We start from the raw sequence: 22558 nt of genomic DNA, 5'->3' as shown, positions 1-22558 counted from the left end.
TAAAAGGTAGTGGTGGGTTTCAGCTTTGTCATCCCGTGAACCGATAATGTGAAAGCGGCCCGTTATGGGCCGCCTGTCGCTATTGCTTGATCATATAGCCGAAGATGCGTTTCCAGCCGTGATCTTTTTTCTCTATATACACGCCCTGCAACTCCGGCGAGAAGCCCGGCAGCCGGTTAATCCCGTCTTCCAAGGCCAGGAAGTAACGCTGCACCGCCCCGCCCCAGACTTCTCCAGGCACCACGCACAATACGCCCGGTGGGTAAGGTAATGCGCCTTCCGCCGCAATGCGCCCTTCCGCCTGGCCGATAGGCACCAGTTCGACGTTATCGCGAATAAATTCCACATTCGCGTCTTGTGGGTTCATCATCACCTGTGGGAAATGACGCTGACGGAACATCTCTTTTTGCAGCTGCTTGACGTCAAAGCTGACGTACAGATCGTGCATTTCCTGACACAGTTGGCGCAAGGTATAACCGCGATAGCGCTGTTCATTCTTGCGATATACCGTTGGTAGGACCACGCTTAACGGCGCATCTTCTGCCACATAGCGTTCGAACTGCACCAACATGTCCACCAACTGTTCCATCTTGGCCGGGTTTTCCGCCGGAGTCAGCAGGAACAAGATTGAATTAAGATCGCATTTTTCAGGAACAATGCCGTTCTCGCGCAAGAAGTTGGCCAGAATAGTCGCCGGCACGCCAAACTCGGTGTACTGGCCGGTGGCCGCGTCAATGCCCGGCGTGGTCAACAGCAGTTTGCACGGGTCCACCAAATACTGATCCTGAGCATAGCCTTCAAAACCGTGCCATTTCTCACCCGGTACAAAGTTGAAGAAACGCGCGTCGTTGGCGATCAGATCGGTGTCGTAATCTTGCCAATTATTACCCGCCACCTGCAGCGGAATAAAGGGTTTAAGCTGCGAGCAGCGCTCCAACAGTTGCTTGCGCGTCTCAATGCCCAGTTTAACGCAGTCCATCCACATGCGCCGACCGGCTGCCCCGGCATGCATCTTGGCATTCACATCCAGCGCGGCGAACAGCGGGTAAAACGGGCTGGTCGAAGCGTGCAGCATGAAAGCATTATTGAGATGCTTGTGATTGCAGTGGCGCTTCTGCCCCTTGATGTGATCGTCTTTCTTGTGGATCTGCGAAGTCTGTGAGAAGCCTGCCTGCTGCTTATGCACCGATTGAGTGACAAAGATGCCCGGATCCAGCTCATCGAGCTCCAACAACAACGGGGAGCACTCTTTCAGCATCGGGATAAAGCCTTCGTAACCTACCCAGGCAGAGTCAAACAGGATGTAGTCACACAGATGGCCGATAGTGTCGATCACCTGACGTGCGTTATAGATGGTGCCGTCATAGGTACCAAGCTGAATGATTGCCAGCCGGAACGGACGTGCTGCATTGGCCTTTTCTGGCGCAACGTCACGAATTTGCTCGCGCAGGTAGTGTTCATCAAAGCAGCGTGAATCAATACCGCCAATGAAACCAAACGGGTTGCGCGCCGTTTCCAGATACACCGGTGTCGCACCGGCTTGAATCAAGGCGCCATGGTGATTGGACTTATGGTTGTTGCGGTCGAACAGTACCAGGTCGCCACGCGTCAGCAGTGCATTGGTCACGACTTTGTTGGCCGCAGAAGTCCCATTGAGCACAAAGTAGGTTTTATCGGCGTTGAATACCCGCGCAGCATGCTTTTGCGCATCCTTGGCCGACCCTTCGTGGATCAAAAGATCGCCCAACTTCACATCAGCATTGCACATGTCAGAACGGAAAAGCGTTTCACCGTAGAACTCGAAAAACTTTCGACCGGCCGGGTGTTTGCGGAAAAACTCCCCACCTTGGTGCCCAGGGCAAGCAAAGGTCGAGTTCTCCATTTCCACATAGGTTTTCAATGTCTTGAAAAACGGCGGCAACAACGCTTGCTCATAGGCATCCGCAGCAGCCTCCAATTGCGCCATATAGAACGCCTTACTGGCGCCGTCCAGTGCAAACACGCCGCTGATAAAAGGCAGGTAGTCCGGTGAAAGATGTTCATCCGCGGCAACCGCCACAAAGGTCGGGATCTCGAACCCGGTCGCTTTAAGTTGCGTCAGGATACCGGTGTTGACGTCATCAACCGACACCACTAATGCAGCAACATCGGTGTAGTCCGTTTGCTCTACGCGGACGATCTGACGCAGCGTTTCAATGGTAGCGACCAGGCTGGCGCTGGTGGCGATTTTCAATTCTTTCATCATGCTAACTCTCAAACGGTTAAGGATGAGGGTGTGCCACAGGGCACAGTAATGAGATAACAAAGGTTATCCCGGCAAAGTGATGTCCGGGGTTGCAGCATAGAGCGCAATTGTGACCGGCTGACTCTCCTGAGGTTATCAGGTAGCTATCCAAAATAATGGGTATTGCATCCAGGCGGCAAGTGAACCAACCTCGATAAGCTGACATCCGTCAGTGTCTCGGGCGTGTGAGTGTGGCCAACACAGATGCAACTTCAAGTATGAAGGATATATCGGGGGCTGGTATCGGCAGCGACCAATAGACATCAGTAAAACCAGAACCGCAGTTCTATTTTTAATAATGCCTAACAGCGAGCATCAGATAGCCTTACCGCATGGCAGGCAGAGTATTACTGGCCGAGCGCGTTCGGGAAAAGTAACGGCAGAGTGATGGCATCATCAGATGTCTGGTGCGCAACTGCACTTGAGCAACAAAACCAGTCATGCCTGTAATCCTCTGACATATGATGAGGGGGAATCACCCTAGGGTGAATGTGCGCAATGATTGCACGTTTTTTTTGACGGTTCAAGCCGGTTAATAGCCGCTAAAAGTGCATAATTATTTAATTCTTGCCATGTTGGTAATACCACATGGCAAGACTGACAGGATGAGAACACGTTAAACGCGTAATCCACTTGCAGTTCGACCAAATGGTTTCTCGAGCGCATAGGTCTGCCGCACGGCGCGAACTTAGGCTGATTGTGCTGGCGTTGAAAGCTTCAGGAAGGTCTGCCAGAAAGCTTTAGCGAGAGAATATTCGGCACAGGCAGCGAAGGTGCCCGTCGTGAATAAACCCGCGTTTCGCCACGTTCAATCTTCTGGCCCCGGCACTTCCCCCTTCAGGTAAGAAAGTCAACGATTGTCGCGTTTGAGCCGGTATTGAAGTAACCGCAAGGCTTACCATAAGGGCTGAAGTGTTAACTAAATCGTAGCGATTGCAGAGAAGCCAGGGGGACTTGCTTGAAAATAGAGCAACCGGTCGGCTTTGTGATAGAAAGCGATTGACGGCATCCGGTCAATACGGTTTAATGCGCCCCGTTGCCCGGATAGCTCAGTCGGTAGAGCAGGGGATTGAAAATCCCCGTGTCCTTGGTTCGATTCCGAGTCCGGGCACCATATTTAGAAGAACCCGCCTATGGCGGGTTTTTTGCTTTCAAAGATACGGACTCTTCATCGAACTCCGTTCGATTATTCGGCCCCAAGGCCTCACCCTACGGGCCAGCGCTAAAGCGCTGTTCAACACGGCGCAAGCGCCGGTTGTCCGAGTCCGGGCACCCTATTTAGAAGAACCCGCCTATGGCGGGTTTTTTGCTTTCTGAGATACGGACTCTCCATCGAACTCCGTTCGATTATTCGGCCCCAAGGCCTCACCCTATGGGCCAGCGCTAAAGCGTTGTTCAACACGGCGCAAGCGCCGGTTGTCCGAGTCCGGGCACCCTATTTAGAAGAACCCGCCTATGGCGGTTTTTTTGCTTTCAGAACCTGCCAAAAATCACGCCTCGCGAATCTTCCATTCACCCCAATTCCACTCAATTCTCCCCACACCAAGTCCCGTGCGAGGGTACATATGGGGCAATAGCCTCATTCGATAAGATTCTATACTCTCAAATCACTCAGGAACCCTGTTATGGCACTGACTGACGCTAAAATCCGGGCAGCTAAACCGCATGAGAAACCTTATAAACTTGCCGACAGCGGCAACATGTTTTTGCTTGTTCACCCTAACGGCCTCCTCTACTGACGATTCCGCTATCGGTTTCTGGGCAAAGAGAAAATGACCTGCCTCCAGTATTAGATACGACGCTCAATTAGTAATGTTGGATCCTCCACTCTCAGAATTCCCCGTTCTCCAGCCCGCCGCTAATTCAGACGGCGTCTGATAATTCCGCGTGGAGTGCGGGCGACATTAGTTATAATCTTGACGCCATTCACTGATGCTTTTCCTGGCATGACTGACAACACGGAACCCGTTTTCAATCAGATATTCATCGCGAAAGCGCCCGTTGAAACTCTCAATAAATCCGCTCTGTGTCGGCTTTCGGGCTGGATAAGCCGCAGTTCCACGCCACGCTTATAAGCCCACTGGTCAAGTGCTCTGCAGGTAAACTCCAGTCCCTGGTCAGTTCTTATCGTAGCCGGATAGCCGCGAAACAGCGCAATGCTGTCCAGAATACGCGTGACCTGCACGCCTGAAATCCCGCAGATAACGGTTACCATCAGGCACTCTTTAGTGAGGTCATCCACGCAGGTCGGGCACTTGATCCTGCGACCGATGACCAGCACGTTCATGACGAATTCATCGACCAGATCAGATTAGGTGCTGCCGGGCGGAGCAGCGGCAGACATTCTGTTGCCAGCCCTTTACGACGTCGTCTGCGTTTTGCACCCAGGCCACTAAGATGAAAAAGCCGGTACACATGCTAGTGATTAACATGAAGCCCTTCGCGGCGGAGCACTCGTCTGCCTGATAGCCATTATCCCTGGCTATCAGGCAAATCAGTGCAGCTTTTGTTGCCCTGCCCCGTCGGAATGGCGCCGGTTAAGGTTGAAGCGGAGCCAGATGCGCCAACACCAGATCTATGCCTTCCCCCGGGCGGCGCAACGGGTTATGCCCCAACCCCTGAGTTTTCACCAGACAGGCGGCAGGCCAGGCTTGAGCCAGGCATTCTGCTTCCACTTCCAGGACGATATCGTCAGCGCTGTCATGGATGATTAACGCCGGTTGTTCAATCTGCCGCAATCCTTCATAGGCGCTAAAACGCTGCCAAACGGCATCCCCGATGCCAAAATAGCGCTCAATGTAACCCCGTAAACGTTGCTGCTGGCGCGCCGGCAAATTGAGGATAGAAGCATACTTGGTCACCAGGCCGCTAAAGTGCGTGGGGGCGCCGACAATCACCAAGGCTTTGGTACGCAGCCCGGCTTTCACCGCGTTGATCGCCGACAAGCCACCGAAGGAATGAGCCACCATCGCGTCAAATCCGCCCTCTTGCTGCTCCAGTCGCTGAATGATTTCGATAAACTCGACAATGCTGCTCTGATTGCCTTCCGCATCCCCGTGTGCAGGCGCGTCAAAGCCGATAACCTGGAAACCCCGTTCCACCAATATCTGGATCAAGCGCGAGAAATGCGATGCCCGCGACTCCCAACCGTGCGCCAACAACACCTTCGGCCCCTGTTGCCCCCAGTGGTACACCACCGCCTGCTTATCGTTGCTCAGGGTGATGTACGTAATGCTACTCGCCATCCCCATCGTCTGTTTATCGCTTTCACGCGTTGGGACGCGGCGTGGGGTGAAAAAACGTTTGCCAAGGTAGGCGGCCGTGGGGCCAGGCACCACAAAATCCATCAACCGAATGCCCATTTTAATGCAGGATACGGCCGGTGAGCGTATATAAGCCGGCCCACGATACTGCCGGTAGGCTTGTTCTATAAGTTGGTCAAAATGTTCACTCATTGTACTCTCCAGAATCGTGGGTGACGTTAGACTTGCGCGGGCGCATCTTGCGCCGCCTGACGCTTATCGAGCTGCCGAATAAGGGCCCTTTCCGCATCCGTGGCGACATGCCGATCCCAATACGCCAGTTTTGCTTCCATGCGTTTAAACCACAGGGGCGGTACCAATGCATACAGGATATGCGCCACATAACCATGATCGATCCCCACCGCATAACTGTACGCTTGCAGCCGCCAGAACTCCCGACGTGGATTTGTATGGTGATCCGAGTGGCGCGTCAGATTCAACAGGCCGGCAGAAGATGCCTGGTTGTTGCAATCCCAGCTGTGGCGTGGTTCAACGCGGGTATTGGGCACCCGGATTAAACCGTAATGCTGGATATAGTTGACGGTTTCAAACAGGAACTTGGAGACCAGCATGGCCACCAGGCAAGCGAGTAATCCACGCCCCCCTGCCGCTGCATAACAGGCGGCCAGGACAGCCAGGCTCATGATAACGCCGCGAATCACCCGGTTGCCCAACGTAATACTCCGCTTGCCCTGGCCTTTTAGCCGTTGCTGTTCCACCTGCCACGACTCACGGTACTGCGACAGCGACGAGCGGATAAAGAAACGGTAAACATGCTCGCCACGGCGTGCCGTCGCCCCATCGGCGTACGTCGCCACATTTGGGTGATGCGAGTACACGTGGGAGATAGAAAACTGCGCGTCCGCGACCAATGCCAGTAACCAACGCCCGACGGTCATCGCCAACCAGCTCTGGGTTTTGTGGATAAGCTCATGAGCCACCACCGTGTTGGTACTCAGCGTATAGCCGGTGGATACGGCAGCCAGCAGCAATTCTGGCATTCGCATACCGTGCAAGGCCGGTACATCCCACAGCTAAAAGGAATGACTTGAATATATTTGAATGGTAAGTAAAAACAGGCAGCGATCAGTAATACAGGGATACCCACGGAAAGAATGACCATGCATATCGCCGCATAATACTTGTAAACATAGGGAACCTGTAAGGTGTCAATGTTCATTCCATAAAGCATTGATATTAACGGCAGCATAATAAAAGCTATATGCGCCAGCCTCAGCATCCTTCGGTTTAAATCAGTGTAATTTTCATGCCATTTAGGTGCCCGAAAAGGCCCTTTAAAGGCATACATTCCCATTAAGCCCTCATCATAATACCCACAACAATACCACCCCAACCAAAGGCAATCAGCATCTCACTGAGATTAGCCACTTTATTTCTCCTGATTATTATCGCCACACAGACAAGGTGCTTGCGAGGTCGCAAATACCCTTATAAATAAAAATAGTTTTGAATAACTTCAACGCTATAAGATTATAAATACGTATAATTAAAAATCTGTAAATCGTTTAACTTTGGAATAATGAATTGGTTGTTCAAATCCCGGCATCCTGATACCGTTCATGTCGATCTCAACCTCAGCTTCATTTATCTCATGTTGCCCAAAAAGATAGATAACGTTCAGTTCACCGCGTGAGGCCGCCGCATCATAAGCCACTATCTGTTGCTGTACCTGCCGTCTACGCTGCTGGTAGTCGGCAAAGGCCTGTTCGCCATGCCGTTTACGCAACCACTGCGCCGTCAGTTGCGGTGAGTAGACCACAGCGGAGGCATTATTTCCGCCAAACCCCTTCGAGTTGATAAAAGCGATCTGCGTCTGTTCAACTGGTAAAGGCCGATCCTGGGTCGGGATCAATAAGCGAGCGTCATTCACCTCCGGTGATACCTGAAACACACTCTTGATTCCCGGCAAGATGCCGTACTTAAAGGTGCCCAGACAGCTAATCAACTGATCGCCACTCGCCGGCCCTAATGAGTGCCCCAGATATGATTTCACCGCCGTGACAGGCCATGCGTTAATGGAAAAGGCTTCGGCGACCCGGTCAAAGATCTCGGCTTCGGACACGCAGTTCTTTGGTGTGCTGGAACCATGCGCCTGTATAAAAGAGCCTTTTTGTACGCATTCCAACCCGGCCATCGTGACGGCAGAGGCGACAGCCTTCGCCATCGTGATGTAATTGCCCGGTCCCGGCGAAGCAATAGAGCGTTTATACCCGTCGGCGTTAATAAAAACATCGCTCACCGAGCCGTGAATCTCCGCCCCCAGTTGCAATGCCAGCTCATCATCCATCAGCACAATATATTGACTGGACTCGGCAATCACAAAACCGCAGCTGTTGCCAAACGGGCGACTGCTGTTGCGCCAGTCTGCCGTTTCAGTTCCGTCGATACGTTTGAGCTTGCTCTCCGTTGCCAGCGCCCCCATCGCATCAAAACCTTCAATCACTTCTGGGGTTATCGGTGCCTCCGCGCTCCCTACGATGGCTACGCGGATCCTGCCCGCCTTAATATCTTCTACTGCGGCATTCAGATTGTAGAGAAAGGTGGCGCAGGCCCCCAAGGTAGCGCCGGTGTGCCCCATACTGCCTAATACATAGGCATTCAAAAAATCGGCGCACATGCTGTTCAGGCCCAACGGGCACTGTTTGGCGCTGACGCGGTTGCCCTTCAGGCGCGATTGCAGCATACCGCCAAACCCTTGATCGTCGAGCTGCCCCAGAATATTGCCGGAATACACCCCCAGTTGGTCTGGCGCAATCAGCGCCCGAATTTCACGCAACGGGATCCCCAGAGCATTAATAGCATCGGAAGCCGCGACGATCGCCATCTGCAACGCACGGGGATGAAACTGCGAACTGTAGTGATCACCTGGTCTGAATCCTTGCGGCAACTGGCCGGCGGCTTGCGCTTCCGTACGCAAGGTAACGTCAATTTTGCAATCCATCTCGCCCCGAACGGTAATGCGCATCCGATCGTCCGTTAGCGGTTCAACTCGCCATCCTTGCGGCAAAGATTGGGGCACCTGCCGGCTGGGTATATCAAAACTCAAAGGTTCGGCACCGGCTGCCATATTCAATTTGGCATGACTGGCAACGGCATCGACGTCAAAATACTCTTTGGCGATCTTTCTGATCAATGTACCTTGCAATACGGCTTCTTTTATTTCAGTCGCGGCTTGTGCGGCTGAACGTAAATTCCCTTCAGCGTTACGGTAGCCGTCATCCTGATATTTTAGCAACCCCATCAGCACTGCTAATGATAACAGCGTCTCTTGCTGCTGGTCCTCCGGCAAAGCGTCCATGACCATGCGGCGAAACGCGTGGTGCGAAGAACTCCGCCCTGCTGGGCCGTAGCCACCGAAGGCGGTTATGACAGGTAACTTGACCATAGAGTATCCTCGCCTTTTTGCGGCATCGTTATGCCTTCACTTACTTTAGATAATTTACAGATATCAGTTTACAAAACGTGGGCAAAAGATATTATGAAAATCCGGCCAAAATGCAGACCTTTTTGGCCAAGACAGGTGTAAAAGCAATAACAAAATAATAAATCAGGTATTAACCGAAAAATGATAAATACAAAAATTGGATTTGTATTGTGCGAGCACATGCTGAGTTCCGGCCTCAGCCTACCAATAGAAATGTGGAAAGCAGCAGCAAGTAGTTATTTCGCAGAACAAAGGAACAATCAGAAAAACCAAGATAAATATATACCTACCTTATGCAGGCATGAGAATATTCTCAATATTAGTACGATAAGTATTAATAAAAATCCCATACCTACACACAGCGGTTTTAGCTTGATTGCCGATGACGTATTGGAAGACGATTCCGATTACGATATCATCTATCTGCCCGCTATCTGGCGCAATCCGCGCCCTATCGTAAGACAAAACACAACCATCACTCAGTGGCTGGCAGTGCAAGCGGCAAAAGGCACACGGATAGCTGCCGTCGGGACGGGGTGCTGCTTTTTGGCCGAAGCCCATCTACTGGATGACCAACCGGCCACCACCCACTGGCACTATTTCGAACAATTCGCACATGATTATCCCGAGGTTAATTTAAAAACAAAATACTTCATCACCCAGTCCGAGAATGTTTTCTGTGCAGCCAGCGTGAAGGCCCTTTCCGATCTCACCATTCATTTTATTGAGACCACCTACGGTAAAAAAGTGGCTAACCATACGCAACGGACTTTCTTCCACGAGATCCGCAGCAACTTTGAACGCCTGTGTTACCGAGAAGAAAATAAACCTCATCCTGACGAGGATATAATCCAGATCCAAACCTGGATAAAGGAAAATTGCACGACAGACTTACCAATGCAGAGGCTCGCCGATATGGTAGGCATGAGTTTGCGCAACTTTAACCGCCGCTTCAAAAATGCGACCGATATTTCGCCCTTGCAATACCTCTTAAAGGTTCGGATTGAGTCTGCAATCAATATGCTACAAACGACTAATTTGAGTATTCAAGAAATTGCCGCTCTGGTGGGGTACCAAGATATTGCGCACTTTAACCGCCAGTTCAAACGCATCTCCAGCGTTTCACCCGGTGATTATCGCAAAACCGTTCGCGCCAAGCTGTTCCATACTGAACAATCCACTTCCAAGAGCTAAATCAGGGCGTTAATCTGCAGGGGCCCCGCAAGGGCCCCCCACATATAATGTCCAATCAGCTTTCGCCGAGCGCTCGCTGAATAGCAAACTTCACAGTTCCTAACGCTCTTTGCACTGTTTAACGATTCCAGCAAAGTGGCCATTCAAGCTACCCGGCGTAAAGATAAGCTCCCCTCTAGACTGGAGCCAGCGAACACCGCCATCAGCGGCGAGCTACGACATCACTCTGCTCTTGGGATCAAACTTCACGATGCCAACGGTATTACCACTTACAGAGCAAAAATCCTAGATTTTTGCGGTAATCTGTTCTTCCGTGGCCGCAGTGTTGTGCAAGCTCTCGGTCGGTACCTAATGTGCGAATGTGCCTATCGTCACTGTCAAATACAGTGTGCGACAGGGCGATGCCATTGATACCCGCTTCCGCGATAAACAACCGCGACCGATGTATCGCCATCAGTTGCGATAAGGTCGCACGCAGCGTCGCCGATTTCCCCGCGCCGGTCGGGCCAAAATACAGCATGTGCGCACTCAGGCTACGGTCATGCTTGTTAAGCGGGTCAACCGTCACCCTGTGTCCTTGGTTCGATTATTCGGCCTCAAGGCCTCAGCCTATGGGCTGGTCCCAAAGCCATCATCGCCCCGATCCTCCCAGACGATTTTTATTAATTGACTTGGTATGTTTAATAAATGCATACAGACTTAATAAAAGCATAATCACTGCTAAAAATAATAGCATCATTTTTACCGTCCTTTGGCTACACGCAGCGGGAAAGGTCACCTTGATAACAAACAATTCAGCTTGATACCAAGACGAAGCCATTCACAATATTGGTGTAAAATAATAAGTTATCTTAGTGGACTATAAGCAGCCCTGGCCTTTCCCATCTGATGGGTTAAGAAATTATCACTGGCAGATTACCGCATACTTTTTCATAACGGGTGATTTGCAAATTGAATTAAGCACGTCGCCCTTTTCTTGTTCCTTGGGCTTAGTGGCACCGTTACTCTCCCCAACGCATTTACCCCCATTCTGGCCTTTACCCTCTTCACAGTGGCCAATATTAATGTCCCCTGCGCCGTTACCGTTGCCTTGATTATCGTTAATATTGGTATTCCCATTAAAACCAGCATAGGCATAAGACGCCATCATGATGCAGGCACCGAAAAATGAAATGGTTAATTTTTTCATATACAACGCTCCTTGTTGGTGTTTTTCAATCAGTAAATAAAAACAACTCATTAATTTATTTTGATAATTATGTAAACGCTAAGCTATAAATTTTTTGGAGATATAACATTATGTATTCTTTTTATACCCAATCCCCGTGGGACAAAAGCCAGTAAATAAATTCGTGATGTCGGCTTAGCATCAATTTTTTCATCACGGAACGTTTATGGCTGTGTACCGTTTTGACGCTCACGCCCAGCACTCGGGCCGCTTGTGATTGATCGAGCCCCCTTCTGAGATAGCTCATAACCTGCTGCTCACGCTGGGTCAGAAGCGGATGCTCAAACGATCTTACTGGGCGTATATTCGCTAAGGTTTCGGCCAGCAGTTCGAACAACTTAGCCGGCCTGTCCGTTCGGTACAGCACGCGCGGTGGTTGACTTACGGCAACCACGGGCCTTTCCTTGATCGTGACGACAGGCGAACGCCCATTATCATAAGCCGTTCGGCGCCAACTCTGGGCCCCCCGACGTGTTGAAACAAACACCACATCGGGCTGAATTTCAGCATCCTGCTTTAAAAAACAAATCGTTTTATTATGGCACCGGGCATATTCCTTAATGCTGCTCTGCAGGCCAGCAGAAAAGTAGCGATTATCATCATCAATGATGATATTGATTACCTTCATCCTTACCTCCCTAAATAAGAGCGTAGCAATATAATCTGCAAGAGTGCAGAACATGCCCGTGCCCGTCATTAAGACAACAATGAAAATTACATCATTCATTGTGTCTCTAGCAGGAAACTTTATAACCTACGAGGTTATGTACCCCCTTATAGATGATTAATAAGAGTTTATGATAAGAATGCCATTGCCACTGAACGGCCCCTCTTCAACATTACCGACAGTGTGCAGGGTAGATTCCAGGTTAATCGATGCCCCACCAGTAGGAATGTTGATTTTTTTACCGGTTATGCCAGGTACACCATCGATAGTGACAGTGGAATACAGGCTATCGTCACCCTTTAGCATTATTTTTTCACTGGCATTATTACTCACCAAAGAAATATCTGCGTTAGCCGGGTAGGTGCAGGAAATACGAAAAGTCTCTTGTTTCTTATGGCCATTAACCTCATCTGTACTTAATTGTCCGTGATCCAGTGTTACCGCGCCCGCATCAATATTGCATTCATTATTAGGCGGTGTTGGGCCAATACAAGATTGCCCAGGTAATGCATTATAGTATGAGGTTGAGCTGTGATAATAAACAAGCGCATAGCATACTTTCGAATAGGCCTCCCACTTATTCTGAATAATACATATCGCGGAAGCAACCTCAGGATCACAATAATAATTAATCATTCCCATCCCTTGCGTCTCATAACCGACATAGATATTATTTATACTCTTTCGGCTTAAGGCATAATAAGCATCACCCATGGTTTTTGATTCCGTCACTGCGGGATCGCCACTCCACCGGAAGCCTAAGTATGTTTGCATATAAGGCATAGGTATGCTCGAGAAATTAGTAAAAACCCCGACAACAACTATGCATGATTTTTTATAACAAGGGTTCGGTGTTGGATCATTAAAGTCCATACTCACAATTTTACCTGTAGCCCCTTGGTACGCCGCATTTGCGGACGAAATTTTGCCATCTACTATAGGCGCATTGGTGGTCTCCCAAACTATTCCCGCCTCTGCTTTAAACACAAAAATAAAAAGTAAAAAAGAAGATAAAATAACTTTACCCACCCATGCCACTTTGTCATTAAAAAAATACAAATTATAAAAACTCATAAATTCCTCTTTGAAACCATGGATGTATTAAAAATTAAACAGGTAAAAATAACAAACACCAACTCAATTAACACACGTAAAAGCAGCAATGCATTTTATTAAAATAATATTACTAAAGCCCCTCTAATAACCATACCGACTGCATGATTAAATGGCATATTTACGTTTAAAAAGTTAACACCGGCGATATCTATTTCCTGCAACCAGGCATATCTGCCCGGTTGCAGAAACCGCTATTACTCATACTCAGCAGTCAGGGTCGCAGAGCCGGTAAAATCGGCACCCACTAACATGCTCCCAGGCCGTGCGATGGGTACCGCATAGAGCTTTGTGGGGTTAGCGGCATTAATGATCAGTTTGGTGTCGCTGACATAGGTGGTATCGCCCGCGCCCTGCGTAATGCGCAACCCAAGGTTGCCAATACTAGACTGCAACGGTTTGCCGTCACCCCAGGATACCGGTGCAAATCCCAGCTTCACTTTCAGGTCACCATAACCCGCTGAACCACCATTGCAGCTAACGGTATAAGGGATTTCCATTTTTTTGTAGTTAACGCCGTCAATTTTACTGATGGCGACGTTGGCGAAATCAACGCTAATATCTTTGCCATCATTCAGCGTACAGGTCGGTTGTTCTACCAATTTGCCCATGAACTTTACAGTTACCGCTTGCGCAGGGCCAACCGCCAGCAATCCCATGCAGAGCATTGCCGCCATGGCGGAATAATGCGTCACATTCATTTTTTTCATATTAGCTTCCTTCATGTTTATCTCCTTATTGAACCTCTACAAGTAACGTGGCGGCACTGGAAAAATCCCCCCCTCTCAGCGTGGCACCGCTGCGCTTGACCGGAACTGCATATAACGCAGGTGCAATCGGGTAGGTAAAATTAAGCCAGGAATTCAAGCGCAGCTGTTGGCCATTCTCTTGCACCAGCTTAATTGCCAGATCGTTATTATTGGTACGCAACAAACCGTCGCCGAAATCCGGTGCCAAGCCTTGTAAGCTGATTTTCAACAACCCTGCGCTACCTGATGTATTGCCACTGCAGCTCACCCCGTAAGGGATCGGCCGTTTGCCGTATCTTTCACCATCAATCTTGATCGTGGTCAGCTCACCGAAGGGCACGTTAATATCCTGCCCGCCATTAATCTCGCATTTTGGCTTGGCAACAATGACGCCTTTTACGGTAACCGTCACCGTCGCGGCCCACCCGGCCTGGCTAATCAACAGCACTGCTAACAAGGTCAGCGCTGAGGTCGTCGTCATGGTTGCCGCCAGAGCGCAGCAGATCAGAATGCCTTCCTTCACCTTTTGCCACGCGCAGTACCCCGGGTTGCCCATTGTTTTCGCCTCAGTCATAGTTCATCCGAAAATCAATCGCTACCTGGTAGGCACCTGCAACCAAAGGCGCACCTGTACGTTCCGCCATGACGTAGAAATTCAGCACGTCATTTGCACCTTTCAACAGCTGTGGTCGGCTGCGGCTGCCCAAACGCACATCCTTTTTGTCGCTATCCAGCAGGCGAAGCGCTAACCCCCCCGCCCCACGAACCTTGACCAACTGCGACTTATCCGCGTCTAAGGGCGCGTTGAAACTCACCGTAACGGCCGGCTGATAGGCATCCCATACCCGATTGCCCAAACGGTCATCTTGTATTGCTCCCCCCGTTCGCAGGCAGTCTCGCAAGCGAAGTTGGAAAGCGACTGGCTTAGTACGTTCGCCCACCTTGGCGAGGCTGCCCGTTGTCGTTTCCCCCAACCAGACCTCTTGATATGCCGACGCCATATCCAGCCGACAAGCACCTTCTGTTAATGCACCATGGACAAATAGAACGCCGTGATTCCCTTCGTCCGCTTCGGCGTAGCCGGCCGTCAGCAAGGCCACCGCCAATAGGGTACCTATGCCTGCTTGCCGTGTTAAAAAGCCGTCCCGCAGATTGCTGTAACCCTTGCCCATTCTTTGCATTGTTTCTTCCCCACACGCTTCAACCAGTAAAATAGGCCACCGGCATCGGTTACCCTTTTGCGTCTGGCACAACCTGGCAATCACTGGTGCCGCATTTGAACGTCAGATCAGGGCGACCGCCGTAATCATTGACGTAGGTCAGCACCGGTGAATTACCCAGGCCGGAGGCCCCTAACGCAATACTGCCCTTAGGCGGCACCATCAGCGGTTCAAAACCCTGCGCCGTTTTACCTTTTTTGCTGCTGCTGGCATCCACCAGCGTGATGTAGTAAGGCGTAGGGTTATTAACCTGGAAACCTTCTCCTTGGCGTGTCAGCGTTAATTTTTCCTGCCACGGCGTAAAGGCGTTGCCCTTGCTGGGTGTAATCGCTGCGGGGCGATAAAACAGCTTAATGCGCGTCTGCAAGGCAATTTGCAGCGTGTTAGCCTTATCACTCTTTGGGGGAATTTCACGCAGGTTAAAATAGAACAGGGTTTCACGATCCTGCGCTAACAAATTCGCCGCTGGCGTCGCCTGCACTTTTATTTGGCTCTGTGCACCCGGCTCCAACCGTTGCACCGGAGGCAAGACCACCAGCGGGCTGGTGATTTTTTTGCCATCGGCGTCCTCGAGCCACCCCTGAGCCAGATACGGCAATTGCGTGTTTTTATTGCTGATATTCATGCTCACCGACTTCTCGCCACCGTTAAAGATCACACGGGTACGATCCAGCGCAATAGCCGCCTGTACCTGGCTGCTCAACAATGTTGCCGACAACACCCCAACAACAGAAAATGCCTTTACCCTATTTGTTTGCATAAAATTGTTCCGTTTCCTAAAGCTGTTCTTACTGAAATAATCATGGGAGCGACGGCTTATTCCGACCGCATCTCGGTGTTCGCCCGGCACGGCAACAGCAGGTTGCTTAACGCGATATCCGTGCGGATCTCCGGCAGTGCGATCCGGCATTGCGCTTTACCATCCCAATTCACCGTCATCTCGGTATTGGGCTGGATGCCGCTCAGATATACGCTGCCTTCATCATTAACCAGGCCTGTCTGTTGCTGCCTGCTGTTGTAGACCAGTGCGCCAAACGGCGGTGCACTGCCGTCGGCCAGACGGATTACCGCCATCGCCTTTTGCCCCGAAATGACGTTAAACCGCCGATAACCAATTGCCCCTTCGGTTAGCGTCGCCTGCACCACCGACTGCGTTGCGTCAACATCATCCGGCAAAGTGTTGAGATCGATACTCGCCCTGCTGCGGTAGTAACTGCTGATGTCCGCAACCACTGCTTTGCCAAACGCATTGGTACTCGTCGTTGCACCAAACCCACGCACCGGTACCCCGGCCACACCGTCGGTATCCAGCAATAAGCGTGTCCCCCCCAGCGAGCCGGTTCGATGCAGCGCCGCCCCTTTGGCCGTTGCCGTCATCCCGCCTTGTAAGGACATGCCCATGGATGAATAGCCGCCACTTTGGTAACTGGCGTTGGCGCCGATCCGCGCGCTATCACCTTCGTGGGTGTAGAAACCACTGGCTGAGCTGCCTCGGCGTGAGTGGCCGGTGCTCAATTGGTAATTATTGTGTTCATCCAGTCTTTCGTAATATCCCACTCGCTGGGTAGTCTCATTACGGTTCCATGAGCTGCTATAACTGACGTTAGAGTTCATGCCCCAAGGCAGGGTAAAGGACAAATACATGCCATCGTCATTGGCGCGGTTATCTTTATTTCGATAAACCGTTAATGATGCATTCATATTTTTCATTGGCCCCAAATCGAAATAGCGTGAGAGTGCCAGGCTATAACGCTCGCTCACGGGCTGATCCCAATAACTCTGGTGGCTATAATTGAGATATGTGCTTAACCCCAAATCACGAAACTGTTTATTCAGCGTGATGGTGTACATTTCTCTGTTTTTCCCGATGCGGTTATCGTAATAACGAGCATCAAGATATTCACTCATGGTCATAAAGTTCTGCTCTGAGAAGCGATAGCCGGCAAAGGTGATCTGGCTGTCGTACTCGTCAAAACTCTTTGAATAACTGACCCGATAAGACCCGCCGCTTTTAACATCAGCCTGCTGCGGTAATTTCGCTCGCGATTGCGTAGAGTCAAACGACACTGCACCAAAGGCCAGCAGGTCACGCCCCAGCCCCATAGACAATGCGGTGTAATCCCCGCCGGCAATAGCGCCGCCGTACAATGACCAACCGTTACTCACCCCCCAAGAGAATTCGCCGGTGGCGAACAAAGGCCCCTGGACATGATGATTCCAGTCGGAAGGCTTGCCGCTGGCAAATTTATAACGTACCGAACCAGGGCGGGTCAGGTATGGGATATTGGCGGTATCTACCTTAAATTCCTGCACGCTGCCGTCTTGTTCTTCAACCCGAACATCCAACTGGCCGTTAATAGAGTCATTAATGTCCTGGATGCGGAATGGCCCAGCCGCGACACGGGTTTCATACAGCACACGCCCTAGCTGGCTTATAACAACTTTGGCATTGCTTTTGGCTATGCCTGTCACTTCAGGCGCATAGCCACGTAAGTTAGGTGGCAACATATTGTCGTCTGAACTCACGCTGACCCCGGTAAAGCGGAAGCTGTCGAAAATATCCGTCGCCAGATAATCCTCCCCCATCGTCAGGCGAGCGCCCCAGTGTGGTAATGCACGAAACGCGTAATACCGACTCCAGTCAAAATTCTGCTGGGTAGGTAAACCGGAACCGGTCTGATGATTGATGTTCATCTGCCAGTCAGCACGTAAACGCCAGGCCCCCAGGTTAGCCCCGGTAGTACCATTACCGCTAAGGTTGTATGACTGCTGCCCACCTTGTTGCGTACGTTGAACCTGTGAATTCAGGTTATAGTCCAACAGCAAACCGGGAATACCTTCATCCCAACGTGATGGAGGGTCCCAATCCGGAGACGAATATTCCAAATAGGCCTGTGGCACATTCAAATACAGGCTGGACGTAGCCAGATCGCCTTTGGCTTCCAGGCCGTTAAGGCTGGTTAAATCCAGGCACTGTTCGTCATGCCACCAGCGCAGCTTTGTTAGGGCGTCCGGTTTAAAACCCAGTTTTTCAACCAGCGTTGGAGATATACAAGCCTGGCTGCCTTTTGCATCATTTTCCGGCGCATAGAATGCGATAGGCTCTTCGGGTAAAACCTGCGTGTTCAGACGAATAGACATGACATATTTCCCCGGCATGATATAGCCGCCGCGAGCAAACTGACTCAAGTCAATATTCTTTCTGTCATTGAGATCCAACACGTCAATGTTAAACTGCACCTCATCACTTGCCTGTAATTGAAATGGCAAGCTGCATATCGCCAAAGCGACGCACACTCCTAATAGGCTCAATAAAGGTGCGCTCGAATTATTTGCGTTCGATTCCATGATACCGCCAACCTTTAACTTATTTATAATCAGTAGTAATTCAATTTAAAACGGATAGCGGTTCTATAATCCCCGGCACGCAACACTTGGCGATTAGCCACCAGTTGCATTGAATAGTTTAATTGATTCTCTTTTATTACCGTGCCGTCTATCGGCATGGTCAAGCCTGGATAAATAACATTGCCGACGCTGTCTGAAAGACGTAATGCTATTCCCGTTGCATCTCCCGTCACCCCGAACAATCCGTTATCGGCTCTGCCATCAAACATCATTTGAAAATGTTGACGCCCAGGTTGAATTTTCCCTGCGTCTGCTAAACTGCAATTTAATAACCGCAAGCTGAATGCCTTGGTCAGGCCCTTACCATCCCGGGCAATTTGCTCCACAGGTAATGTTTGCATGTCGATAGTTTGATCACGGCTCGCAGATTCAATTGCACAAGCAGCATTGACAATGGCGCCTTCCATATTGACCCTTCCCCACCCAATCACAGAGCTCTGTGCCATTAATGGCTGGGTAATAAAAATCAGGGTCAACAGGGAAGGTGCCACTGAGGTTTGGGCTTTCTCAAACATATACACGTTCCTGGCAATAAGGTTCCATTTTAAAAAGCATGCGGTTACCCGCATGCTGAATACGCTTATGAATATTGCTTATTGATAGTTCAGAGCGAAGTTAACAACGCTGGTGAACGCACCAGGAACGATGGTATCCAGAGCGCCACCATTGCCTTTCAGGAAGGCCTGGAATTTCAGTTCAGCGTCAGTATCACCTACAGCAATAACCTGACCGGTCGTTGCGGTACCCAGCTCAACAACGGCATTACTGTTATTGGTATCAGTAATAACAATACTTGCACCTTTAGCGGTACTGCCGCTGCCAAAAGCAACCATTTTCTTGTCGGTGCCAGCAGAGCCGCCCGGCTCACCAGTAAATGTGGTTTTCACGGTTTGCGCCGTTGCCGCGGTACAGTCTTCCAATTTGATCGAGAAGCTTTCCTTAACGAGCGACTCACGGCCGTCTTTCAGGCCCAAGTTAGAAATCTGGCCCAGAGGAACAGTCTGATCAATATTGCCTGGTGCGATTGAACATGGTGCATCGATAATTTCACCGGTAAAGGTGACTGAACCGCTGCCCTGGTTTGCTGCGTTAGCGAAAGAAGAAACACCAAAAGCCATCACTGCAGCCAGCATAATTTTATTCAGTTTCATATAAAGCCCTTACATTCCTTAGCAAGAAGAGAAATCAATGTATTCCATCATCAGATCATCAACGCTGAGGGTTAATTTATCCAAGCGTTGTTTGAGTGCCGATACATAACGTTTAGCGCTCCGTATCAGTGGGAACAAAGTTACCTTCTTCAAAGCCAAAATAAAATGTTATGCGTGAAATAGACAAAAACACAGGATATTATAAAATAAAATAGCACTAAGATAGGTTTTAACACCAAAAAAGACATATTAATTACACATATTTATTTTAATGTACTTATAACATAAGTAATTATTTACGGATATTATAAGAATATAGAGATAAATCCTATTTACTCATATTGAGTAGGATTGAAAAAAAAGTCATAAGGTCTCAGAATCATCTCTCGACAGGAAAGTTGACAGGTAAATGACATGATTTTTAATATTAATGACAACGTCCTCTATAATGAAGAGGAAGGCACGCTAATGCATATAGACAATGCGAGCAGTAAGCTGGCGTTATTGAAACCGACGTGCCGCTTGCTCTCTTTATTTATTCGCAATAATGATGTTCTCTTGTTGCGAGATAGATTACTTAATGAGGTTTGGGTAGAGTATGGTTTAAAAGCATCCAATAATAACCTTAATAATTACGTGTCCGGGCTCAGAAAGTCTCTGGCACAGTTTGGGGAGGAGGAGCTTATCGTTACCTATCCACGCCAAGGGTTTAAATTTTCCGCCAAAGTCATTCATCAGATAGCGAATGAGGATGAACCCTACGCCTATGAAAATAAATTTTCTTGGCAGGATGAATATTCTCCGTCAACCAAAAAAAGGTTATGGAATCCTTTTCAGCGCTTAATCATGATAACTGCTGCTTGCCTGGTGCCGTTTGCTGCCATCGTGCTGTATCAGAACAGCACTCGCATTAACGTCTATCCGCTGGGGAATTATGAGCGCTGTCAGATCTACAGTATGAAATTGGGGAGTGGGAGTTTAGATAAGATTAGAGGCATCATTCAGCAAGCGGGCTTTAACTGTAAAAGTAAAGCAGACGTCTACTATTACGATAACATCCGTAACGAAAACTCACAGAGTAATGAGGAGCAGATAACCTTTTGTCCGCGTGAAATTAGCAGCCCTTGTATTAATAATTACATCAATAATAATAATTAAAATTCTATATGCCCCCCAGGGTCAGATTTTTAGTCCCCTTGGCTGTCTTACTCCAAGGGGATACAACTTACCGTACAGTGCTGCAGACAAAAAGCGGAGCGTAATTTCCAACAAATAAGAAGCGCTGGCTGTCTATTTGTTCAATACGTAAATGATACTGTTGCCCCTGCATTGGCATACGCCGATTCAATTCGGGTGCTATTAGCGAATCCGCCGGTCTATTGTTGTTTTCCCGCACGGTAAACGTATAGTTATCTCCTTGGCGTTGATAATCCATTATCACCGCACGGTCAATGTTGTATCTGACATATCCGTCGAAAAAACTGCCGTGAATCAACACCTTTGCCCGTCGTGTACCTTCTGGTGCGATGCTAATCAGCAATACGCGCCGCATCGTTTTATCTTTTAGCTGATTAGTCACCCATAATGTCGCCTGGCACTCCGGGAGCTGGGGTCTAAAAAACAACGCGTAAGCGGAAATGCCGCAGACAACCAGCGCCAGCAGTGCTGCCATCCCATAGCCGCAACGGCGAAAAAAACTATAAGTCCTTATTTTCATAAAAATTCTCACATTGCACTTGGCTAGAACTCACCTGCTTCTCAGGACAATAATAGAAATAAGAGGTTCTGAATCGCCCGGCGGCATTCGGCATTAGCGATAAGGTGTCGTAAAAAAATAGCGTCGCTGGCTCGGTGCATTTGATATCGTTTTTTTGCGCCAACAGTTCCTTCAAATGGGTCAAATCGACCTGGCCGGAGCCCACCTTATGGTAAGACGTAATGAATTGAACGTCACAGCTGCCTATTTTACCCACGGACCTCGTTTTAATCGGTGAATATCCAAGGTCCGACCAGGCCCAAACGCCACTGACGGCAGCCAACAGAACCAGTGTGCTTAAAGCAACACCTTTAAGACGAGCAAAACGTGGCGAAACAACAGGCAATGTCTGCGCCATGTCATTCGGGAGTTCAGTAGCCGGTAAATCGGCAGCCAAACTGTCCGCCGTTTCCAGCGTCGCGGCGGTAAACATAAACCCCTGCCGGGGCAAGGTAACGATAATGTCCTCTTCGCCGAGCGAAGCGAATATTTTGCGCAGGATAGAAATGGTGTTATTGAGATTATTGCCGGAGGCCACTTGCCCATGCGCCTCCCAGACCTGCATCAGAAGCGTATTGCGAGAAAGCACCAGATTATTGTTTCTGACCAAGGCGGAGAGCAAGCGATTCAGGGTTGCCGTCAAGGCAACCGGCGGGATGTTATCATTCAGTACAACCAGTTCAGATCTATCTTCATGATATTTAATATTATTATTAATTATATATTTCATAATCCCTTGCCCTACAAACTAATTAACAATAATTCACCTTTATTAAGCATGGTTATATTATCACAGAACAATGACTAAGAAAATTCCTAACTAAATGATGTAATTTTATATAAAACAATAACCTATTGAAAAACATTAACGGCCCTTGGGTAACTATTAACGTCATTATTGGCAAAGAAATACCGCCAGCTGGCCTGATAGGGTGAATTTCCGAACCCGATTTTGATATTCAGGTACGACAATATGAGGGATGGGTTTCTCTACGTACAGTGGGTTGGTGATTGGGTCATTCTGAATCCAGCTTCGCCCTC

General features: G+C 49.4%; 19 protein-coding genes, 1 tRNA gene and 3 pseudogenes. 4 read left to right on the top strand and 19 right to left on the bottom strand.

Going from position 1 to position 22558, the window contains the following annotated elements; translation table 11 throughout:
* Positions 1-79 precede the first annotated feature (79 nt).
* On the bottom strand, positions 80-2242 hold the full coding sequence (speF, locus tag AC2FC2_RS21025; RefSeq protein ID WP_490659888.1) for an ornithine decarboxylase SpeF: 2163 nt from the start codon (positions 2240-2242) through the stop codon (positions 80-82).
* A gap of 1080 nt (positions 2243-3322) precedes the next feature.
* On the opposite strand from speF, the gene AC2FC2_RS21020 reads away from it, so the two are divergent.
* Together AC2FC2_RS21020 and AC2FC2_RS21015 are read left to right on the top strand one after the other, a co-directional pair.
* Positions 3323-3398, top strand: a tRNA-Phe gene (locus AC2FC2_RS21020).
* Positions 3399-3909: 511 nt separating this feature from the next.
* Positions 3910-4020, top strand: a pseudogene (locus tag AC2FC2_RS21015) (Arm DNA-binding domain-containing protein); the annotation flags it as partial.
* Between the two features lie 66 nt (positions 4021-4086).
* On the opposite strand, the pseudogene AC2FC2_RS21010 reads toward AC2FC2_RS21015, so the two are convergent.
* The 5 genes and pseudogenes from AC2FC2_RS21010 to AC2FC2_RS20990 all read right to left on the bottom strand — a co-directional run.
* Positions 4087-4741 (bottom strand): annotated as a pseudogene (locus AC2FC2_RS21010) (integrase core domain-containing protein); the annotation flags it as partial.
* Between the two features lie 80 nt (positions 4742-4821).
* A complete protein-coding gene (locus AC2FC2_RS21005; RefSeq protein ID WP_490659867.1) occupies positions 4822-5739 on the bottom strand; it encodes an alpha/beta fold hydrolase in 918 nt (305 codons plus the stop codon).
* Between the two features lie 26 nt (positions 5740-5765).
* Positions 5766-6587, bottom strand: a complete 822-nt coding sequence (locus tag AC2FC2_RS21000; protein ID WP_490659866.1) for an alkane 1-monooxygenase — start codon at positions 6585-6587, stop codon at positions 5766-5768.
* A complete protein-coding gene (locus AC2FC2_RS20995; RefSeq protein ID WP_490659887.1) occupies positions 6542-6778 on the bottom strand; it encodes a hypothetical protein in 237 nt (78 codons plus the stop codon). The genes AC2FC2_RS21000 and AC2FC2_RS20995 overlap by 46 nt, the downstream gene beginning before the upstream one ends.
* Before the next feature lie 315 nt (positions 6779-7093).
* Positions 7094-8992 carry a beta-ketoacyl synthase gene (locus AC2FC2_RS20990; RefSeq protein WP_490307935.1) on the bottom strand — a complete coding sequence of 633 codons (1899 nt, stop codon included), beginning with the start codon at positions 8990-8992 and terminating at the stop codon, positions 7094-7096.
* Positions 8993-9172: 180 nt separating this feature from the next.
* Between AC2FC2_RS20990 and AC2FC2_RS20985 the strand changes: the two genes are divergently transcribed.
* A complete protein-coding gene (locus AC2FC2_RS20985; protein ID WP_245209964.1) occupies positions 9173-10225 on the top strand; it encodes a GlxA family transcriptional regulator in 1053 nt (350 codons plus the stop codon).
* Positions 10226-10598: 373 nt separating this feature from the next.
* On the opposite strand, the pseudogene AC2FC2_RS20980 reads toward AC2FC2_RS20985, so the two are convergent.
* The 11 genes and pseudogenes from AC2FC2_RS20980 to AC2FC2_RS20930 form a co-directional block, all read right to left on the bottom strand.
* Positions 10599-10802: pseudogene (locus AC2FC2_RS20980) on the bottom strand (hypothetical protein); the annotation flags it as partial.
* Positions 10803-11129: 327 nt separating this feature from the next.
* Positions 11130-11414 (bottom strand): hypothetical protein, encoded by a 285-nt coding sequence (locus tag AC2FC2_RS20975; protein ID WP_490659865.1) that lies wholly within the window; start codon positions 11412-11414, stop codon positions 11130-11132.
* Between the two features lie 121 nt (positions 11415-11535).
* On the bottom strand, positions 11536-12180 hold the full coding sequence (locus AC2FC2_RS20970; protein WP_490659864.1) for a helix-turn-helix transcriptional regulator: 645 nt from the start codon (positions 12178-12180) through the stop codon (positions 11536-11538).
* A gap of 57 nt (positions 12181-12237) precedes the next feature.
* Positions 12238-13194: an MrpH family fimbial adhesin gene (locus tag AC2FC2_RS20965; RefSeq protein WP_490659863.1), complete on the bottom strand. Its 957-nt coding sequence runs from the start codon at positions 13192-13194 to the stop codon at positions 12238-12240.
* A 236-nt stretch (positions 13195-13430) separates the two neighbouring features.
* On the bottom strand, positions 13431-13958 hold the full coding sequence (locus tag AC2FC2_RS20960; protein WP_209637448.1) for a fimbrial protein: 528 nt from the start codon (positions 13956-13958) through the stop codon (positions 13431-13433).
* Positions 13959-13968: 10 nt separating this feature from the next.
* Positions 13969-14556 carry a fimbrial protein gene (locus AC2FC2_RS20955; RefSeq protein WP_490659862.1) on the bottom strand — a complete coding sequence of 196 codons (588 nt, stop codon included), beginning with the start codon at positions 14554-14556 and terminating at the stop codon, positions 13969-13971.
* Complete coding sequence (locus tag AC2FC2_RS20950; protein WP_490659861.1) at positions 14549-15163, bottom strand: fimbrial protein; 615 nt, start codon at positions 15161-15163, stop codon at positions 14549-14551. The genes AC2FC2_RS20955 and AC2FC2_RS20950 overlap by 8 nt, the downstream gene beginning before the upstream one ends.
* 49 nt (positions 15164-15212) lie before the next feature.
* Complete coding sequence (locus AC2FC2_RS20945; protein ID WP_209637444.1) at positions 15213-15962, bottom strand: fimbria/pilus periplasmic chaperone; 750 nt, start codon at positions 15960-15962, stop codon at positions 15213-15215.
* A 56-nt stretch (positions 15963-16018) separates the two neighbouring features.
* The gene (locus AC2FC2_RS20940) at positions 16019-18550 is read right to left on the bottom strand and encodes an outer membrane usher protein (protein WP_490659860.1); all 2532 of its coding nucleotides are present in this window, start codon (positions 18548-18550) and stop codon (positions 16019-16021) included.
* 29 nt (positions 18551-18579) lie between these two features.
* Positions 18580-19125 carry a fimbrial protein gene (locus tag AC2FC2_RS20935; RefSeq protein WP_265555985.1) on the bottom strand — a complete coding sequence of 182 codons (546 nt, stop codon included), beginning with the start codon at positions 19123-19125 and terminating at the stop codon, positions 18580-18582.
* A 78-nt stretch (positions 19126-19203) separates the two neighbouring features.
* Complete coding sequence (locus tag AC2FC2_RS20930) at positions 19204-19761, bottom strand: fimbrial protein (RefSeq protein WP_265555984.1); 558 nt, start codon at positions 19759-19761, stop codon at positions 19204-19206.
* A gap of 414 nt (positions 19762-20175) precedes the next feature.
* On the opposite strand from AC2FC2_RS20930, the gene AC2FC2_RS20925 reads away from it, so the two are divergent.
* On the top strand, positions 20176-20919 hold the full coding sequence (locus AC2FC2_RS20925) for a winged helix-turn-helix domain-containing protein (protein WP_209637436.1): 744 nt from the start codon (positions 20176-20178) through the stop codon (positions 20917-20919).
* Positions 20920-20986: 67 nt separating this feature from the next.
* On the opposite strand, the gene AC2FC2_RS20920 is transcribed toward AC2FC2_RS20925, so the two are convergent.
* Positions 20987-21433, bottom strand: coding sequence for a hypothetical protein (locus AC2FC2_RS20920; protein ID WP_265555983.1), 447 nt, complete (start codon positions 21431-21433; stop codon positions 20987-20989).
* A gap of 25 nt (positions 21434-21458) precedes the next feature.
* Positions 21459-22247 (bottom strand): winged helix-turn-helix domain-containing protein, encoded by a 789-nt coding sequence (locus tag AC2FC2_RS20915; protein WP_265555982.1) that lies wholly within the window; start codon positions 22245-22247, stop codon positions 21459-21461.
* Positions 22248-22558: the final 311 nt, after the last annotated feature.

The sequence above is a fragment of the Serratia sp. CoH_122_TC_1 genome (genome assembly GCF_058191755.1).
Note: the sequence above shows the minus strand (reverse complement) of the source record. Positions and strands in the feature narration are given on the sequence as shown.

Excerpts from the sequence above, each read along its gene's own strand:
- AC2FC2_RS20960 (WP_209637448.1), bottom strand. The coding sequence starts at position 13,958 with ATGAAGGAAGCTAATATGAAAAAAATGAATGTGACGCATTATTCCGCC.
- AC2FC2_RS20975 (WP_490659865.1), bottom strand. The coding sequence starts at position 11,414 with ATGAAAAAATTAACCATTTCATTTTTCGGTGCCTGCATCATGATGGCG.
- AC2FC2_RS20965 (WP_490659863.1), bottom strand. The coding sequence starts at position 13,194 with ATGAGTTTTTATAATTTGTATTTTTTTAATGACAAAGTGGCATGGGTG.
- AC2FC2_RS20945 (WP_209637444.1), bottom strand. The coding sequence starts at position 15,962 with ATGCAAACAAATAGGGTAAAGGCATTTTCTGTTGTTGGGGTGTTGTCG.
- AC2FC2_RS20920 (WP_265555983.1), bottom strand. The coding sequence starts at position 21,433 with ATGGCAGCACTGCTGGCGCTGGTTGTCTGCGGCATTTCCGCTTACGCG.
- AC2FC2_RS20935 (WP_265555985.1), bottom strand. The coding sequence starts at position 19,125 with ATGTTTGAGAAAGCCCAAACCTCAGTGGCACCTTCCCTGTTGACCCTG.
- AC2FC2_RS20990 (WP_490307935.1), bottom strand. The coding sequence starts at position 8,992 with ATGGTCAAGTTACCTGTCATAACCGCCTTCGGTGGCTACGGCCCAGCA.
- AC2FC2_RS20970 (WP_490659864.1), bottom strand. The coding sequence starts at position 12,180 with ATGAATGATGTAATTTTCATTGTTGTCTTAATGACGGGCACGGGCATG.
- AC2FC2_RS20955 (WP_490659862.1), bottom strand. The coding sequence starts at position 14,556 with ATGACTGAGGCGAAAACAATGGGCAACCCGGGGTACTGCGCGTGGCAA.
- AC2FC2_RS20940 (WP_490659860.1), bottom strand. The coding sequence starts at position 18,550 with ATGGAATCGAACGCAAATAATTCGAGCGCACCTTTATTGAGCCTATTA.
- speF (WP_490659888.1), bottom strand. The coding sequence starts at position 2,242 with ATGAAAGAATTGAAAATCGCCACCAGCGCCAGCCTGGTCGCTACCATT.
- AC2FC2_RS20950 (WP_490659861.1), bottom strand. The coding sequence starts at position 15,163 with ATGCAAAGAATGGGCAAGGGTTACAGCAATCTGCGGGACGGCTTTTTA.
- AC2FC2_RS20925 (WP_209637436.1), top strand. The coding sequence starts at position 20,176 with ATGATTTTTAATATTAATGACAACGTCCTCTATAATGAAGAGGAAGGC.
- AC2FC2_RS20995 (WP_490659887.1), bottom strand. The coding sequence starts at position 6,778 with ATGCTTTATGGAATGAACATTGACACCTTACAGGTTCCCTATGTTTAC.
- AC2FC2_RS20930 (WP_265555984.1), bottom strand. The coding sequence starts at position 19,761 with ATGAAACTGAATAAAATTATGCTGGCTGCAGTGATGGCTTTTGGTGTT.
- AC2FC2_RS20985 (WP_245209964.1), top strand. The coding sequence starts at position 9,173 with ATGATAAATACAAAAATTGGATTTGTATTGTGCGAGCACATGCTGAGT.
- AC2FC2_RS21005 (WP_490659867.1), bottom strand. The coding sequence starts at position 5,739 with ATGAGTGAACATTTTGACCAACTTATAGAACAAGCCTACCGGCAGTAT.
- AC2FC2_RS21000 (WP_490659866.1), bottom strand. The coding sequence starts at position 6,587 with ATGCCAGAATTGCTGCTGGCTGCCGTATCCACCGGCTATACGCTGAGT.
- AC2FC2_RS20915 (WP_265555982.1), bottom strand. The coding sequence starts at position 22,247 with ATGAAATATATAATTAATAATAATATTAAATATCATGAAGATAGATCT.